This is a genomic window from Vibrio sp. 10N.222.55.A1 (genome assembly GCF_041473835.1).
Classification (GTDB): Bacteria; Pseudomonadota; Gammaproteobacteria; order Enterobacterales; family Vibrionaceae; genus Vibrio; species Vibrio crassostreae_C.
This window is the reverse complement of record NZ_JBFRSX010000038.1, coordinates 24,353-41,984: the sequence shown is the minus strand read 5'-3', so window position 1 is coordinate 41,984 and position 17,632 is coordinate 24,353. Positions and strand designations below refer to the sequence as shown.

Annotated in this window: 15 protein-coding genes and 1 pseudogene; 2 read left to right on the top strand and 14 right to left on the bottom strand. The window is 44.9% G+C overall.

Annotated features, from left to right (window positions below; genetic code table 11):
- Positions 1-97: 97 nt before the first annotated feature.
- A complete protein-coding gene (locus AB4493_RS13175) occupies positions 98-358 on the bottom strand; it encodes a DUF5062 family protein (protein ID WP_065677671.1) in 261 nt (86 codons plus the stop codon).
- A gap of 448 nt (positions 359-806) precedes the next feature.
- On the opposite strand from AB4493_RS13175, the gene AB4493_RS13170 reads away from it, so the two are divergent.
- The gene (locus tag AB4493_RS13170; protein ID WP_029235681.1) at positions 807-1,022 is read left to right on the top strand and encodes a hypothetical protein; all 216 of its coding nucleotides are present in this window, start codon (positions 807-809) and stop codon (positions 1,020-1,022) included.
- 155 nt (positions 1,023-1,177) lie between these two features.
- Here AB4493_RS13170 and AB4493_RS13165 read toward each other — a convergent pair whose 3' ends face one another.
- Positions 1,178-1,834: a QnrS family quinolone resistance pentapeptide repeat protein gene (locus tag AB4493_RS13165; protein ID WP_372155145.1), complete on the bottom strand. Its 657-nt coding sequence runs from the start codon at positions 1,832-1,834 to the stop codon at positions 1,178-1,180.
- A gap of 319 nt (positions 1,835-2,153) precedes the next feature.
- Here AB4493_RS13165 and AB4493_RS13160 point away from each other — a divergent pair, with 319 nt between their 5' ends.
- On the top strand, positions 2,154-2,744 hold the full coding sequence (locus tag AB4493_RS13160) for a TetR/AcrR family transcriptional regulator (protein WP_372155143.1): 591 nt from the start codon (positions 2,154-2,156) through the stop codon (positions 2,742-2,744).
- A 100-nt stretch (positions 2,745-2,844) separates the two neighbouring features.
- On the opposite strand, the pseudogene AB4493_RS13155 reads toward AB4493_RS13160, so the two are convergent.
- The 12 genes and pseudogenes from AB4493_RS13155 to betB form a co-directional block, all read right to left on the bottom strand.
- Positions 2,845-4,091 (bottom strand): annotated as a pseudogene (locus AB4493_RS13155) (anaerobic sulfatase maturase).
- 119 nt (positions 4,092-4,210) lie between these two features.
- Entirely contained in the window at positions 4,211-5,956 is a 1,746-nt protein-coding gene (locus AB4493_RS13150; RefSeq protein WP_372155141.1) for an arylsulfatase, read from the bottom strand.
- A 93-nt stretch (positions 5,957-6,049) separates the two neighbouring features.
- Positions 6,050-6,481, bottom strand: a complete 432-nt coding sequence (locus tag AB4493_RS13145) for a tetratricopeptide repeat protein (protein WP_372155139.1) — start codon at positions 6,479-6,481, stop codon at positions 6,050-6,052.
- A gap of 161 nt (positions 6,482-6,642) precedes the next feature.
- A complete protein-coding gene (locus AB4493_RS13140) occupies positions 6,643-7,836 on the bottom strand; it encodes an iron-containing alcohol dehydrogenase (protein WP_371714240.1) in 1,194 nt (397 codons plus the stop codon).
- Between the two features lie 216 nt (positions 7,837-8,052).
- Complete coding sequence (locus tag AB4493_RS13135) at positions 8,053-8,496, bottom strand: hypothetical protein (RefSeq protein WP_372155137.1); 444 nt, start codon at positions 8,494-8,496, stop codon at positions 8,053-8,055.
- Between the two features lie 72 nt (positions 8,497-8,568).
- Positions 8,569-9,984: a coniferyl aldehyde dehydrogenase gene (locus AB4493_RS13130; protein WP_372155135.1), complete on the bottom strand. Its 1,416-nt coding sequence runs from the start codon at positions 9,982-9,984 to the stop codon at positions 8,569-8,571.
- A 288-nt stretch (positions 9,985-10,272) separates the two neighbouring features.
- The gene (locus AB4493_RS13125) at positions 10,273-10,755 is read right to left on the bottom strand and encodes a MarR family winged helix-turn-helix transcriptional regulator (RefSeq protein WP_017632044.1); all 483 of its coding nucleotides are present in this window, start codon (positions 10,753-10,755) and stop codon (positions 10,273-10,275) included.
- Positions 10,756-11,116: 361 nt separating this feature from the next.
- Entirely contained in the window at positions 11,117-12,328 is a 1,212-nt protein-coding gene (choV, locus tag AB4493_RS13120) for a choline ABC transporter ATP-binding protein (protein ID WP_371714243.1), read from the bottom strand.
- A gap of 2 nt (positions 12,329-12,330) precedes the next feature.
- On the bottom strand, positions 12,331-13,173 hold the full coding sequence (gene choW / locus AB4493_RS13115; RefSeq protein ID WP_060980753.1) for a choline ABC transporter permease subunit: 843 nt from the start codon (positions 13,171-13,173) through the stop codon (positions 12,331-12,333).
- Positions 13,174-13,268: 95 nt separating this feature from the next.
- Positions 13,269-14,240 (bottom strand): choline ABC transporter substrate-binding protein, encoded by a 972-nt coding sequence (locus tag AB4493_RS13110; RefSeq protein ID WP_229647607.1) that lies wholly within the window; start codon positions 14,238-14,240, stop codon positions 13,269-13,271.
- A 145-nt stretch (positions 14,241-14,385) separates the two neighbouring features.
- Positions 14,386-16,098 (bottom strand): choline dehydrogenase, encoded by a 1,713-nt coding sequence (gene betA / locus AB4493_RS13105; RefSeq protein ID WP_372155133.1) that lies wholly within the window; start codon positions 16,096-16,098, stop codon positions 14,386-14,388.
- Positions 16,099-16,170: 72 nt separating this feature from the next.
- Positions 16,171-17,631 (bottom strand): betaine-aldehyde dehydrogenase, encoded by a 1,461-nt coding sequence (gene betB / locus AB4493_RS13100; protein ID WP_372155132.1) that lies wholly within the window; start codon positions 17,629-17,631, stop codon positions 16,171-16,173.
- Position 17,632 lies beyond the last annotated feature (1 nt).

The following is a 17,632-nucleotide window of genomic DNA, read 5'->3' as shown; positions in this document are numbered from 1 at the left end:
GCTAATCCGCGATGAACCTATTTTTACTGCTCCATAAAGCAAAAAACCCAGCGAAAAATCGCTAGGTTTCAAATATAAAAAATGAGGTAATACAAGTTTACTTCAAAGGGTCATTGTCAGGAAGTGCATTATGAAGCCAGAGTGCTAAACGCTTCTTGATGTTCGCACCATCAAGCTTGCTCTCAGGGAGAGGTGTGATCTGATTGACTTCAACAAGGAACAAGTACACCGCTTTAACCTTTATCGGTTGGGATGAATTTGGCAAATCAAAACCTTGTAGCTTAGCCATCTTAAAACCGACTTCAACTGCTTTTTTTACCAGCTTATCTTCATTAATGATCTTCGCGGTTTTCGACATATCATCTCCATCATCTTTATCGAATGAATATTGAGTATATCAAACCGAAAAATTCACAAGATTACTTCGCTCTCAATTTGAGGAGTCACTTTGATAAATAACATAAAACGAATAACAGGCTCTAGGATGACTCTAATTCGCTTGATAGTTACGCCACCAATACCTGTACGCAAACGGTCTCTTAACAGAACACTCAATAAATGAGATCTTAAGTCAAAAAACAAAAATTCGAATAATATTTGACTTAGCATTCCAAAGAATACGGAATATTATGATGTTCATTTTGAAAGTTAAAATTCAATAAAAGATCAATAAACTGCTGTTATTTAACTGGTTTAATACTAATTCGACTTAGATCATATTTACAACCAATTGTAACCAATTGTTATTTACAAAATACTCACTAAGAAAATAGAATAAAACCACTAATTTTATACTGGTGTTGAAAATGCGTTACCTCTGGGCTTCATTCTGTCATAAAAATCCAATTCCGGGTCGAATTGTTCATATCCTTGTTATGTTGATAGCGCTAGCTTCTATCACCATTCCATTGATTTCAAAAGACGCCACAACCATCTTAACTTCACTGTGTGCTGCTCTAGTCTGTTTCGTCGTTTTTGTCTTCTTTGCGCTCGCCGACAAAATGCGTTCAGGTATGCATTAATCAACCCTATATTCGCCAAGCATTCTCTTTTCTAAACATCATTATAAAATGCATGCGACCAAATACGGAAAAGCCCAAAGTTATTAGCTTTGGGCTTTTCTTCTATAGCGAAATCTTACATATTCCAAATAGCCTGCCGTTGGAAATTACAGCTATCAATCGGGCATGACCACAATACCCATGGTTTCAAGCAGTTGCTCTTGCTGCCAAGCAACGATTTTAATCCCCGATGTGTCTACCTTGCGAGGATCTAACCCTTCTAATTCAGCATGGCATAAATTAGCACCTTGCATACTGAATTGCCCCCATACATCTTCCGAGAACACACCTCGGCTGAGATCAGACTCTTTCAGTGACGCGCCGCCAAGGTAAGTGCCTATCCAACGGTTCTCAAACAGCTCACACTTCTCTAAACAAGCTTGTTCAAAATTGGCGTATGACAGATTACAGCCCGTAATATACGCAGAGCAAAAGTACATTCTATTGCTTACCTGATTGGCAAAGTTAGCGCGAGTAAAGTTCGCCCCTTTCAGGTCACAATCACGTAACTCAATACCGTAGCAATTCGCGTTGCTAAAATTCGCCATCGCCAACTGACAGTTCTGAAAACTTGCATCACGCAAATCTGCAACATCGAAGTGGCATCCCTCAATATCGCCTTGTTCGATAAACTTACAGTTAATAAACGTTGCATCACGTAAGTTCGAACGTCTGAAATCACAACGGATAAACGTACAGGCTGTAAATGTAAGCTCTGATAAGTCTTGCTGAGCAAAATTGTGGTGATGATAAGTGCTGTTATTGGTGTCCATTTAGCCCCCTAAAGAAATTAATCTAAGACTATCATTGCGATCTCAAGAAAACACCAAATTAAAAACCAACAAAAACAGCAACTTAAAACACCCCAATTTAGCCATTTTAAGGCACCAAACAAGCCCTATAAGGTTGTTATTTTCGTTTTATAGCATGCGCTTATCTTGAAAAAAGTTTTATCGCTTAGAAGTGTAAGCAAGAGAAAAATCAATTTGACGAAACGAGTCAATTATTGACCGTGTCCTAACGCGCTAGACTGGACGGTTGGTATGTTGCTCGTTACACTATTCCTCATTCTCAGCATAAAGAGTAAGAACAATGAAAGACATGCGACAAGCTATGCTCGATGCAGGGTTTAGCCTTATTAATGAACACGGGTTTGCTGGTGTTGGCCTGATGAAAATCATCAACCAAGCGGAAGGCACGAAGGGTTCTTTTTACCACTACTTTAAATCCAAAGAGCACTTTGGTGAGGTCCTTCTTACTAACTACTTTGATGAGCATCTCGCTAAGCTGGATGACTTTTTAAGTGATGAATCGCTTTCTCGTCGTGATCGCGTTAAAGCCTATTTCGAGTTTTGGTGTGCATCGAAACTGACTGAAGACTTCAATATCCAATGTCTTGTCGTAAAACTGGCGGGAGAAGTAGCTGGTTCTGAAAACCCGTTGCAATCGACCATGGCAGAAGGCGCAGAAAAGATCATCCTGCGTATGGCGAAGCTGTTTGAAGAAGGCAATGAGGCTGGTGATTTCACTATCGCAGAGCCAGAATCGCTATCTCGCACGCTTTATGGCTTATGGCTAGGCTCAACGCTTATGGCCGCTATGCAGCGCAATCGTTCGATTCTAAACAATGCCATGGATGAGACCATTCTTGCCATGATCTCGGCACAAGAATCGGCTGACTAAATACCCCCGTAACCAAAAACCAAAAACCAAAAGGCTCGCACAATTTAGCGAGCCTTCTATCTAACTTAAATCTTGATTGAATCCATTCACGCCTACTCCGCTACCCCAGACGAGACGCAATATTATTGGCTTTGAGTAAGCCCTTAATAACCGGGTCGATATGCTTGAAGAAGCTCAGCCAACCTTCACAGAGATAATTTAACCCCGCCTCACCATCTCGGCTTGTGATGATACGGTTTTTAGGGCATTCGCCATGACATGCAAATTTAAACTCACAGGCTTGGCATTGTTTCGGCAGAGACTTTTGTTTGGCGAACCCAAAACGCTGCTGCTTTGGCGAAAAGGCTAAAGTTGAAAGTGCTTGTTCCTGAATATTACCTAACTGAAATTCAGGAAAGACATAATGATCACATGAGTACACATCGCCATTGGGCTCAACCGCTAAACCTTTGCCGCAGATCTCACTCAGCGTGCACATGGTGCTTTCTCTGCCCATCCATACACCGACAAAATTTTCAAAGTACGGCACTAACACTCGACCAAAATCGTGTTCGAACCACTCATCAAAAATGGTAGTGAGGAACTCTCCCCATTGCGCAGAGCCGACACTCCACGGTTCAACCTCACCTGATACAGGAATGATCGCTTGTTGGTTGCTCAACCATTTATTGTTGGTATGAGCCTCACGCTTATCGACCACAGGAATAAACTGCAATTGCTTCGAACCCACTTCATCGCGTAGAAAGCGATAGACCTCTAATGGATACTTACCTGTCACATCATTCACGCAGCTTAGAGTCGCGAACTCGACGTTATGTTGTTTCAAGTAGCGAATGCCACGCATTGTTTGAGAAAAAGTGCCTTTGCCTGCACGGTTAGTTCGGTAGTGATTATGTAGGTGCTCTGGTCCATCAATACTGACGCCAATGATAAAGTCATTGTTCTTGAAGAACTCGCACCACGCATCATTCAATAACGTTCCGTTGGTTTGAAGGTCATTGCTGATCTTACTGTGGTTGGGACAATATTTTTCTGCAGCTCGACGACCTTTTGAAAGTACTCAATCCCCAACAAGGTAGGCTCTCCAGCATGCCAAGAAAAGATGATTTCAGGCGTGTTCTGCCCCTCTATGTACTGTTTGATATAACGCTCTAACAGGACTTCATCCATCGTATATTGAGAGCCTTTTGGGTATTCAAGCAGCTGCTGTTTTTCTAAATAATAGCAGTAGGTGAAGCTGATATTACACACCGCCCCAATCGGTTTTGCTAGCGCTTGAAGCTTGCTGTGTGCTTTGCCATTGAACTGTGGAATTGAACTCAAGTTTGATAGCGATAATGTCGTCATGAAGAGTGCCTCGATGTAAAAGTTATTGTATTAGCCAAAACAATTCGTAATTCCTTTACACGGTGTTCATCGACCAACCAAGCTTAATGGCATTAGGTTGGCCGAGTGGTTCATTTCCTCTATTTCACGTTTTCAAACGGATTCCACGCTTCGTCAACCGGGACGATGTTTTGCGCTTTTTCGTACTCTTGATATTCAGCGACCATTTCAAGGAACAGATCTGGCATTTGATTTCTCAAGTCATGTTGCTCAGCAGGGTCTTTCTTGGTGTTGTATAAGTGCCATTCACTGTCACCGCCCATACCGGTAGAGATTCGAATGATCTTGTAATCACCTTTTAGCAAAATCCCGCTACCAAACAATTCAAATGGAATCGCATTATCGGCACTGTGCACCTCTGCCGTTTCACCTTTGAAGTAAGGCAACAAGCTCACACCACTCATCGGCGCGACTTCTCGACCTTGATATTCCGTTCCTGGATGCTCTACCTCTGCAATTTCAAGAATCGTGGCTGCAATGTCTTTCACTTGTGATAAGTCGTCTGTTTGAGTTCCCGGTTGCAACGCATCTCCACCTTCTAAAAGCGCTTTGGCTGGCTTAACGATAAACGGCACACGGATGCCGCCCTCTGCTGTGTAAGCTTTGTACCAAGATAGGCCGCCGGTTGAAGCGCTTGCCCACTCAGGACCAAGTGACACACTGGAGTTCGCCTTACCTAAGTTTTCGGTCGAATTATCGAAATGATGAGCGGTCCACGTTCGGATCAGGTCACTGATGTTTTCACCGGTAATATCCGCCGCTTCTGGGCCGTTATCCGCTAGATACATGATGTAGGTATTATCGTATTCCCCGATTTCTTTCAGATAATCGACTATCTGACCGACTTGTTGGTCCTGCATCTCCATCATGCCCATTGCGACAGCCATTTTCTTGCCGTACCACTTTTGTTCTTTCTCAGAAAGCGAGTCCCAAGGGCGGCTTAATGAATTACGTCCTGAGATATCAGCCTCTTTAGGAATCACGCCCATCTCTTTCATGCGTTGGAAACGATCTTCTCGAACCGAGTCCCAACCATGTTCAACGTAGTAATCGACTTTATCTTGATAGGCAGACTCAGGCGCTTGCAGTGGCAGGTGAATACCGGTGAATGGGACGTAAGCGAAGAAAGGCTTGCCGTCGTCTTTTTTGCTGTCGATCATCTTGATGATCTCGTTGGTGTAAACTTGGTCTGAGTATTCGCCTTTGTATTTATCCTCAACCACTTCACCGTTGCGGTAAGTTGGCTCAACTTCAACACCGGGAATATCGCCTTTTTGCAGCGCATCCGCTGTCGCAGCGTTTTTGGCTCGGAACATCATATCTCGGTTAAAGTGATTCGAACCGCCCGCTAAAATACCATAACTCTCACCAAAACCTCGATCATCAGGTAGGAAGCCATCCTCGTGCCCCAAATGCCATTTACCAGAGAGGTAAGTGTTATAGCCGCTCTCTTCAAGCAACGTGGCGACCGTAACACCTTTCTTAGTGAGGTAACCTTCATAACCCTGCTTACCAATAGCGCCCGGATAGACGGCATAATCAAAGGTGCCTAGCCCAACCTCGTGACTGTTTGCTCCGGTTAGCATCATAGAGCGCGTTACCGATGAGGTTGGTGACGCGTGAAAGTTAGTAAACTTAACCCCCTCTTCAGCCAGCGCCATTAGGTTTGGGGTATCCGCTTCTGAGCCATAAGGCTGTGTATCGGCAAAGCCCACATCATCGCCAACAATAACAACAATATTCGGTTTTTCTGATTCAGCCGCAAGAGCAGCACTGCTTGCCGCAGCCATTGCAGTGAAGACTAAAGATTTCTTGAATGTCTGCATAAGACGTTCTCCAATTTCTGTGATTAACTTGTTTCAGTAATTAACTTTTCTGCGAGTAACTTTTTCTGTGAGTAACCTGAGTTAAGATTTGAATTAATGCGCGGCTTGCGACATCCAATGTAATAAGTCGAGCGCAGGGTCATACTCTTGAGCTGCTGCCATACCAATCCAGGTGACAGCTTCCGCTTGGCTCACTTCAACGCCACTTCCAGAGAAATACATCAGGCCAAGCTGAGTTTGAGCTTCAGGGCTACCTTTACTCGCGGCGGTCTCGAACCATTGAGCAGCTTTATCATCGTTCTGCTCGACGCCCTCTCCGCTCAGATATAAATAAGCGACAGAGAGCTGGGCATCCAATTGCCCTTGGTAAGCTTGATCCAACAGTTGCACGACATCTTGATGCTGCTGCGATTGAACCATAGTGGCCAGGTTCTTAGAGCTTTCGCTTCCAACGCTTGCTTTGGCAAAAAACACAGCAGCCAAAACACCAGTCAGAATCACGGTAGTTAAACGTTTATTGATCATTTATTTCCTCCTCGGGAATAAAAGTCACAACGTCCCTGTTGAATGGATTAGGTGAAAATCAGGAATGGCGCGATAATGCACAAGCTAGACAGCAATACGTTTTCAATCTTCATGGTGAGTCCTCGGTGTACAATTAATGACTAAATCTTCTCAGCAACTAACTAGATGGATTTTTCTATAATCTGTTCAATCACTTGCTTTGAAATTGGGTAAAACTGGAAGCAAATATCTTTTTCAATTGCTTCGGCAATATTGACCTTCTCATTATCATCAAACTCCCAGCTACTAAAGCGCTTCATCGCTCCGACACGAGTTTGGAAATCGTTTAAAAAGCCCAACACTCTCTGGTAAACCATCTCGTCGGTACCTGTGCAATCAACCGAGAACGCTTGGGCTAATTTGAATGCGTTTGGCATATAGAATTCAGGCAAAGCTTCAATCACTACCGGCATCAATACCGTGTTGGCGTCGCCATGAGGGATATGGCTAATCGCACCAAAGGCATGAGCACAGTTGTGGATTGGGATACCGCCCAATGAAGAGTAGAACGCAGAGATTGCCATGGTGCTAGCTTGAAGAAGATTGCCGCGTGCCGTGAGATTTTCAGGTTCCTCAAGTGCCACGGGTAAGTTTTCAACAATCAATTTTGCCGCTTGGATACCGTAAGCATCGGTAAAAGAGTTGCTCATTGGCGAAACAATCGCTTCAACCGCATGTGTAAGTGCATCCATCGCAGTGGAACGAGTAAGGTGAGCGGGTAATTTAGTCGTAACCGTTGGATCAAGAATCGCAATGTCAGCTTCTAAACCAGACGCAACCAAACTTGCCTTAATGTTTTCATGCTCGTTGTAAAAAACAGCAATCGGAGAAGCTTCTGCGCCCGTGCCTGCTGTTGTTGGTACCGCAATGTGAGGCACTCGAATGTCTTCGTTATTTGGCCACACTTCCATAAAGCCACCGCCGGCAATCACAGTGCGGATATCATCAATCTGTTTATGAAGTGCGTATTTCACGCCTTTCGAAGCATCAATCACACTACCGCCACCGACTGACAAAATAGCGTCTGCATTCAAGTTGTTCGCAAACTCAATTGCAGAGTTAATGTTGTCGCACGTCGCATCCGGAGCAATGTCGGTATACACGCCGACGAGTTGCGCAGCATCTTGGCTAGCTTCCGGATTAACAAACAGTGCCGAGAATTGCTCAACAAAGCCCAACGATTCCAAGCCCTTATCAGAAAAAAGCACGACTCGCTTCGCACCCAATCGAGCAAACAGAGACGGAATATTTTCGATACCGTTCTCCTGAGCGTGAACAATGGTTTTCAGTTGAAAATTAAAATTATTGGCTGTCATGGTGTTTACCTCATTTCTAGTTGATGACTAAACAATAACCAAAACAAACCGGTCGGTCTAGAGCGTAAATGTCAAAGATCTGTCAATTAAGATCTTTATGGATCATTGCCCCAAAACGAAAAAAGCCCGCAAATGCGGGCTGTAATCATAAGTAAGCTATTGATCATTAAAGAAGTGTCATTGACTCACCCTGAGCAACTCACAAACGGTTAACGATTAACGAAGGTAAGCTGGGACCTTACTCTTATCTCTAGTGAGGTAGTAGTACAGATAAACCAAAGAATAAACGGTCACAAATCCATCGAGCGCAAACACGCCGCTCCAGCCATAGAACCACTCATAATCGTTGATACACACGTTGTATAAGAAGATGCCAACAAACATCGACTTCTCAAATGCGCTGTAAATCATGGTTGAGGTACGCAGCGATTTGTACTTCGCCGAGAACATCAACAACACACCAATACAGCCAACCACCACACCCCAGTGTTGATAAGTACCGAGCAAATACTCTTTGTTTTCCATCATGGTATCGTTGTACGAGAACAGCGTCTGCATACTCCAATCAGGCGCTAGGAAAGTGGAAAAAGCCGTCGCCGTTAAGAAACCTGTAATCATCAAATACGATTTGATCGTACGTTCAAAAAAACGTTCCAACATAAAAGTAACCTCTTAAAATAATTTCGTGAAAATAACTTTTTGAAAAATAAACAGTGTCATACCAACAGTGATTTACTGGCCAAGCATGCCCATCACTGCGGTTTTTAATTCGTTGTCTTCTTTTGAAAACAGATGCTTAACGCGGTGATCTAAACCTGTTTCCAACACAGTTTTAGCGTGAGAGAAAGTGATAAACCCTTCTTTACCGTGATAATTGCCCTGGCCTGATTCGCCAATGCCACCAAACGGCGCGTCATCAACCGCTAAATGGAAAACACAGTCATTAATACACATGCCACCGGAGTGAACTTGGTGCTTAACCTGAGCCTGTAAACTCAAATCAAAGCTCATCAGGTAGAGTGCTAACGGCCTTGGTTTGCTATTGATGACTTGGAACGCCTCTTCGATATTGCGATACGTAATCAAGGGTAATAATGGGCCGAAAATTTCTTCGTTCATCACTTTGGATGACAGGCTTGGTTCAACGATCAAATGTGTCACCAATCGATGAGTATCTAGGTCCATCGCTTCGTCATGGCAAGCAACGATTCGTGTCCCAGCTTCCTGCTCTTCATTCAATAAACCAACAATACGATCACATTGGCGAGGGTTAATGAGCGAGGTTAAACTCTCAGAGTAGATCCCTTCATCAAACAATAATTGGTACTGTTTTTTATACTCAAGAATGAAGGCTTCAAGCTTCTCTTCAGGGAGTAGCACGTAATCTGGAGCAACACACACTTGACCGTTATTTAGGCTCTTACCATAAATGATTCGCTCAACAGCAAGATCGACTGGCATATCTTCAGCCACGATAACCGGCGACTTTCCACCCAGCTCAAGCGTGACAGGAGTTAGCGTATCAGCCGCTGACTTCATCACTTGGCGACCCACTTGGGTTGAACCCGTAAACAGAAGGTGATCAAACGGCAACGCCGAAAATGCCGCGGCAATTTCAACCTCGCCCTCAACAAGACATACCTCGTTGGCATTGAAGACTTCATCCAATAGTTGTCTTAAAACGTGATTGGTTTCTGGCGTAAATTCACTCATCTTGATCATGGCGCGATTGCCCGCTGCCAAGGCTGAAATGAGCGGGCCTACGGATAACATGATAGGGAAATTCCACGGGGCAATGATCCCCACTACGCCTTTAGGCTGATAAACCACTTCAACACGAGAAGTTGAAAGCAAAGGACCGGAGTGGCGAATTGAAGATGTCGACCAATGTGGCAAACACTCGATGGTGTGATCGATATTTCCTAAACAAGGAAGTATGTCGGCCATCAAAGTATCTTGTCGGCTGCGGTGACCATAGTCCTCACTTACCGCGGCACACAAACGGTCTGTGTAATCGATCAGAGCAGATTTCAGCGCAAGCAACTGTTCTATTCTCACCGACACAGTGGGCATCGGGTCATCTGCAAAAGCTTCCTGCATAGTCTTCAACGTCGCTGTCATTTGTGTTGCCGTCAATTCATGTTTCATACATCACCTCATGGTTAGGAGAGGCACACAATAATACACAACAAACCGGTCGGTCTAGTATTATTTTGTCAGAGAATCGTCAAAGCGTTTATGAAATAAGTGAATAAACGTTAAACAAATTAAAAATCAGAAAGCTTGGGAATTTAAAATCGAAAGGAGTAATTGGAAGACAGTTTGGACTGAAATAGTCAAAGGGATAGAGGCTACAAGATCAAAAATGGCCGCTTAAAGCGACCACTAAATATTATTCTAATTTATTGTTTTAAAACAATTAAATAATCTTCCTGACTAGCTCTTGGCAACGTTGGCAATGCCTTCAAGCTGTAGCACTGGGGCAGCATCGATGTCTTCTGCGTTCATCATTGATGATACGCGTTGCATCGAGGAAAGCAGTAGGCTCTGCTCCCACGGTTCTAGGTTTTGGAATTTTTTAACGAAGTTATCTTGCAGCGGCGGTGGCGCATTGTTTAGCAGCTCTTGGCCTTTTTCCGTCAAGTTCGCATGCACTTTACGACGGTCTGCAACACTACGGATACGTTGTACGTAACCATTCAACTCTAGGCGATCGATGATCGTCGTGGTTGTGGCTTGGCTTACATTGGTGTGATTCGACAATTCTTTGATCGTCACATTACCCATTTCTTGGATTGCTCTCATTAGAATTAATTGAGGGCCAGTCAAACCATACTCTTTACTCAGCTTTTTCGAGTGTAAATCGATAGCGCGAATAATTTGTCGAATAGCGACCAGGATTTCGTCATGTTTGTCCAAGATGCAGACCTTTGTACTAATATACTGTGAGTGGTTTTACAGTGTCGAAGCGAAGAACTCTCATGAAATCGGAGTCAGGACCGCTCAAATTACACTGTAAATTGATAAATTACGTCATTAATTTTTCCGCATTGTACTGATGTTCATACTATTCTCAATCTTTTCTATGCCTCTGAATTTGCGCAGGGCAACACTTTTGCTCAATGAGTCACGATTTTCGCTCTTATATCGGCTAACAAGGTAACAAAAAGCCAGAAGTCGTTAACAAATAAAAAAGCAGAGCAGTCAAATAGGTAGGGAGGTTGTGATGGCCCCACTACCTATTAAATGTTTCGATATCTGACTATTTTAGTTCAAAAGACTAAGCAGCATTATTTAGTTGAAAATTACCTGTCAGCGCGTTGTAGAACTCGCTATTATCCAAGATCCCAACCAATTGATTGTCTTCAACCAGCAAAATCGGATGGTTACTGATCTGCTTGAGCTTGATCGCATCACGCATGCCAATTTCAGGGCTTGTGACCACGACACTCGACGCGCTGATCGCCGCTAAGTCATCTGACTCGCTCCACTCGACAAGCGCCAAAGTCGATTCACCTTTGACCGATAAAGCACCTTCACTCTGTTCAATCCAAAGGTCTTTAGAATCGCAGATCTTCCAGCTTTCATTCTCTTGCGTCAGTGAATCAAGAGGCTGCATCAAAGAACGACCTTTAAGCACATTCAACGGGTTGGTGTGAGCAACAAAGTCCTTCACATATTCTGTTTTCGGCGTCAGAACGATCTCTTCAGGTTTACCGTGTTGAATCAGTTTGCCTGACTCCATGATCGCAATGTTATTGCCAATTTTCAGAGCTTCATCTAGGTCGTGACTCACGAACAGAATCGTCTTGTTGAGTTTGTTTTGCAGCGTGATCAGTTCATCTTGTAGTTGAGCTCGAATCAATGGGTCAAGCGCTGAGAACGGTTCGTCCATCAATAGAATGTCAGTGTCCATGGCAAACGCTCGTGCCAAACCGACACGTTGCTGCATACCACCAGAAAGCTCATGCGGGAATTTCGTTTCCCATTCGGCTAGGCCGACCATTTCTAATTGTTCACGCGCCTTAGCACGACGAACATCTTTAGCGACACCCTGCATTTCAAGACCAAATGCCACGTTGTCTAATACGTTAAGCCATGGCATCAAAGCAAACTTTTGGAACACCATTGATACGCGGTGAGTACGAAGATGACGCAGAGTCGCTTCATCACACTGTGCTAAATCGACTTGTTGGTCACCGTCTTTGATTGTTAGTGAACCACGGCTGATCTCATTCAAACCGTTAACTGCGCGAAGCAAAGATGATTTACCAGAACCAGACAAACCCATCAATACACAGATCTCGCCTTCTTCCACCGTCAGCGATACATTATCCACACCAACAACTTGCCCTGTTTCATCAATGATCTCTTGGCGAGTTTTACCTTGGTCGAGTAGATCAAGCGCTTGATTGGCTTTGTTACCAAACACAACATCAAGGTTTTTAATGGCAATCGCGTCCATTGGCTTTTGTTCTTGAGAGATAGACATGATTAAGCTTCCTTCTGGTTTGGTGTTTTGCACAAGCGGTCAAGAATGATTGCAACTAAAACAATCGCTAATCCGGCTTCAAAACCTTGTGAGATGTTCACTGTGTTCAATGCACGAACAACCGGTTTACCAAGTCCGTCAGCACCGACAAGAGCGGCGATAACCACCATCGAAAGCGACAACATAATACATTGGGTTACACCCGCCATGATGCTTGGCAGAGCGGCAGGTAATTCAACTTTGAGCAGTAACTTCATGCGACTTGCACCAAAGGCTTTACCCGCTTCAATCAACTCTTCAGGGACTTTCGTTACCCCTAAGTAGGTCAAACGAATCGGAGCAGCTATCGCGAAAATAATGGTCGAGATTAAGCCAGGAACGATGCCCAAGCCGAATAGAACCAGAGTTGGAATCAGATACACAAACGTTGGAACGGTCTGCATTAAATCCAAAATTGGGCGCAACATCGTATAGAGCCAAGGACGATGCGCAGCCATGATGCCAACCGGTACGCCAATTAATACGGAAATCGTTGTCGCCGCAAAGACGAGAACAAAGGTTTCCAGCATTTCTTGCCAGTAGCCGAGGTTAAGAATAGTCAGCAAAGCCGCGACCACAAAGATCACCAGCGAAGGTTTACGGTGTAAGTACCATGCAATCGCAGCAGTCATCACGATTGGCAGTGCAGGCGGCATCCACTTAAATACATCGACTAAAAACATAATGACGGTTTCTAAAAAAATCGAAATAGCGTCAAAGAATCCTGCTGCATTGATTGTTAGCCAATCAACACCCGCTTCCATCCATTGTCCGACAGGGATTTTGTTTTCCGTAATAAAATTCACAATATTGCCTTTTATTATGGGCGGGCTACTTCAAACCAATCGATAAATTGGTAAGCCCACCTTTATTATTTATGTAGCTGTTGAGATAGGTAGAACTAAGCTTTAACTTGTTTTAGGTATTCAGTAACCGCTTGAGTCGCTGATTCACCTTTATGCGTTTTTACGTTGTCTAACCAAGCTTCAACTTGTTGAGGGTTATTGTTCAACCATTGTTGAGCCGCTTTTTCTGGCTTCACTTTTTGGTTAAGAATCTCTTCCATCAACTGATTTTCCATCTCTAGAGTGAATTCTAGGTTTTGTAGAAGTTGACCGACGTTTGCACACTCAGACAGGTAATTTGAACGAACGTTAGTATAAACATTCGCGCCACCGTAGTTAGGGCCAAAGAAGTCGTCGCCACCTGATAGGTATTCCATCTCAACATTGCTGTTCATTGGGTGCGGTGCCCAACCAAGGTAAACGATCCACTGGCTACGACGAGCAGCGCGAGATACTTGCGATACCATGCCCGCTTCACTTGATTCCACTAGGCTGAAATCTTTCAAGCCAAACGCGTCAGAATCAATCATTGATTGGATTAAGCGGTTACCGTCGTTACCCGGCTCGATGCCGTAGATGCGGTCTTTAAATTTGTCGGCATGTTTTGCTAGGTCTGCGAAGCTTTTTACGCCAGAGTCGTACACATATTTTGGTACAGCTAGTGTGTATTTTGCGCCTTCAAGGTTGGCACGAACGGTTTCAACCGTGCCCGCTTCACGGTACTTAGCAATATCGCCTTCCATGGTTGGCATCCAGTTACCTAGGAATACATCAATATCGCCGTTCGCCATTGAAGAGTAAGTCACCGGTACTGAAAGTAGGTCGGTTTTGGTTTGGTAACCAAGGCCTTTTAATAGTTCAGAAGTAACGGCGGTTGTTGCGGTAATGTCAGTCCAGCCTACATCAGCGAAGCGAACGTTTTCACATTGCTGTGGTTCAATAGAAGCGTTAGCACCAAATGCAAATGAACTAATGGCTAGTGCTGTTAACGTTTTCGTGGTCATGTTCTGAATATTTAGAGTCGTCATAATGGTTCCTTTTTATCTTTCCTTTTTCTGCTCGATATCAACACCGATAGAGAGCAGTTCTTCTGACTTTTGACTAATTTTTGTTGTTACTTTTTGCTTTTTCTATGTTTGAACTACTTTCTATTTTTGAACTAATAACAGAGGCTTACGCTTCTCTTACTGGTTTATTTATTCTTTGCTTCTCTTGCCACTCAGGTGCAATCCACACTGGAACGTCCTGCGCTTTGAGCATCGGCTTACCTAAAATCAAATCGGAAGCACGCTCAGCAACCATAATGGTCGGGGCGTTCAAATTGCCGTTTGGAATGGTTGGGAAAACCGATGAGTCGACAACACGTAAGCTGTCGATACCGCGAACGCGACACTCTTCATCAAGCACCGCCATTGGGTCGTTATCTGAACCCATTTTGCAGCCACAAGAAGGGTGATATGCACTTTCAACGTTCTGCTTAACCCATTCATCAATCGCTTCATCAGAAGTAATATTTAGACCCGGCTGAATCTCTTTGCCTCGGTACACATCCATCGCAGGTTGAGACAAAATCTCACGCGTCAGACGAATACAATCGCGCCAATCTTGGCGATCTTGTTCAGTCGAGATGTAGTTGAAAATGATCTCTGGCTTGGCATGCGGATCAGCAGAAGTGATCGCTACCGTACCGCGACTCTCTGGCTTGTTAGGCCCAACGTGTACTTGGAAACCGTGACCATCAAAGGCCGCTTGCCCGTCGTAACGCATCGCTGCTGGCAGGAAGTGATATTGAATGTTTGGCCACTTCAATCCTTTGCGAGAACGAATGAACGCGCACGATTCAAAGTGGTTAGTGGCACCAAGGCCTTTACGAGTCAGAATCCATTCCGCGCCAATCATGCCCTTGCTGACCAAGCCAAGCTTGCTGTTGAGCGTGATGGGTTCGTTGCAGTGATATTGGAAGTACACTTCTAGGTGATCTTGAAGGTTTTCACCGACACCGCTTAGTTCGTGTTTAACTTCAACGCCGGCCTTTTCAAGCACGGCTTTCGGGCCGATACCAGAAAGCTGCAGCAGTTGAACCGAGCCAATAGAACCCGCAGAAGAGATCACTTCTTTGTTCGCCACAGCCACCTGGGTATTGCCTGACTTTTCAAACTCGACACCAACCGCTTTCAAGCCTGATTGACCTTCTAAGTCTTGTGCTTCAAGTAAGAAACGACGCGCCACGATACCTTTCTTCAAGGTCAGGTTTGAACGCTTCAATGCTCGACGTAAATAAGCGTTAGAGGTTGAGGCTCTAACACCCTTGTCTACCGTCATATGCATAGTGCCGAAGCCTTCTTGCTGGTAGCCGTTGTAATCGTTGGTTTCTGGGTAACCAGCGTCTTTACCTGCATCGATGAATGCTTGGTAAAGCGGGTTAAGCTCCATATCGTTACCATTACAAGTGCCGACAGGGCCATTGTCACCACGGTATTCATCACCGCCTTTGTTCCATGATTCAGCACGGCGGAAGTAAGGCAAGCATGCTTGATAGTTCCAACCCGCTGCACCCTCTTCTTCCCATTGGTCAAAATCACACGCGTGGCCACGAACATAAACCATGCCGTTGATCGATGAGCTACCGCCTAACACTTTGCCACGTGGGCAGTGCAGTTCACGTCCATCAAGGCCCGGTTCTTTCTCTGTTTCAAATTGCCAAGCGTACTTTTCAGTATTCATTGGGTAAGAAAGCGCGGTTGGCATTTGGATAAAAATACTCTTATCCGTGCCACCAGCTTCCAGTAATAAAACGCTATGTTCACCGCTTTCCGTTAGCCTATCCGCTAACACACAGCCGGCCGAACCCGCGCCGACGATAATATAATCGTAGCGTTGTTCCATGTTTTGATTTCCCTGAGATGAGTCAGTAGGGCTAGCTCTGTTAAGCTAACCCATAAAATTGAGTGTTACGCGTTAGGCATAAGGGCTGGCGTAGTCGCCAAGTTCAATAAGAATGCTCTTAGTCTGCGTATAGTGAAGTAGAGTTTCTGGTCCATTTTCACGGCCAATACCCGAAAGCTTGTAACCCCCAACTGGCATTTCTGCTGGTGAGTCACCCCACGTATTAACCCAACAAATACCCGCCTGCATTTGGTGAATAACACGGTGCGCACGAGAAAGGTTTTGCGTGAACACACCAGCCGCAAGGCCGTACTTAGTATCGTTAGCACGACGAATCACATCGTCTTCGTCCGTAAACTTCAACACCGACATAACAGGGCCGAAAATTTCTTGCTGAACGTGAGGCATGTCGTCATGGCAATCTGTGAATACCGTAGGAATAACAAAGTTGCCGTTTGCTAAGCCGTTATCTGTCACTTGATAGCCGCCCGTCAGCAAGGTTGCACCCGACTGTTTTGCCAGCTCAATCGCTTCGAGAACTTTTGAAAGGTGTTCTTTAGAAATCAACGCGCCGATCTGAGTCTCCATATCCATTGGGTTACCAATGATCAGCTTCTCAGTGCGTGTTTTAAGTTGGTCGATGAATGCGTCATAGATGTTTTCGTGTACATAAACGCGAGTACCGTTGGTACACACTTCGCCTTGGGTGTAGAAGTTAGCCACCATCGAAGCGGAAACCGCATCATCCAATTTCGCATCATCAAACACGATCATTGGTGACTTGCCACCAAGTTCCATGGTGACTGATTTCAGCGTCTTAGCGCTGTCTGCCATTACCGCTTTACCGGTACCGGTTTCGCCCGTGAACGATACTTTCGCGATATCTGGGTGCGCCGTTAGCATCTGACCAACACGGTAATCGCCCTGAACCACGTTGAACACGCCATCAGGAAGACCAGCTTCGGTAAAGATCTCAGCAAGCTTGAGCGCTGTGAGCGGCGTTTCTTCTGAAGGTTTGAAAATCATCGCGTTACCCGCGGCCAATGCCGGAGCTGATTTCCACATCGCGATTTGAATGGGGTAGTTCCACGCACCAATGCCCGCACAAATGCCTAGCGGTTCGCGGCGAGTGTAGAAAAATTGAGATTCACTCAGCGGTTGTTGGTCGCCTTGTAGCGTTGGTGCCAAGCCAGCAAAGTATTCAATAACATCAGCGCCAGACGCCACATCTACTTCAATCGCTTCTTGCAGCGGCTTGCCCGTATCAACAACCTCAAGGTTTGCAAGGTCATTATTTCGAGCTCTAAGTATTTCCACTGCCTTCAAAAGAATACGGCTGCGTTCCACAGCGGTCATTGCTGACCATACCGCAAACCCGCGCTTCGCAGATTCAATAGCACTGTCGACATCCGCTGAAGATGCTTGGCCTAACGTCGCGATAGGTTCACCGTTGGCAGGGTTAATGCTATCAAAGGTTTCACCAGAGGTTGCTTTAACCGCTGCGCCATCGATGTATAACGAGTTCATTTCCATT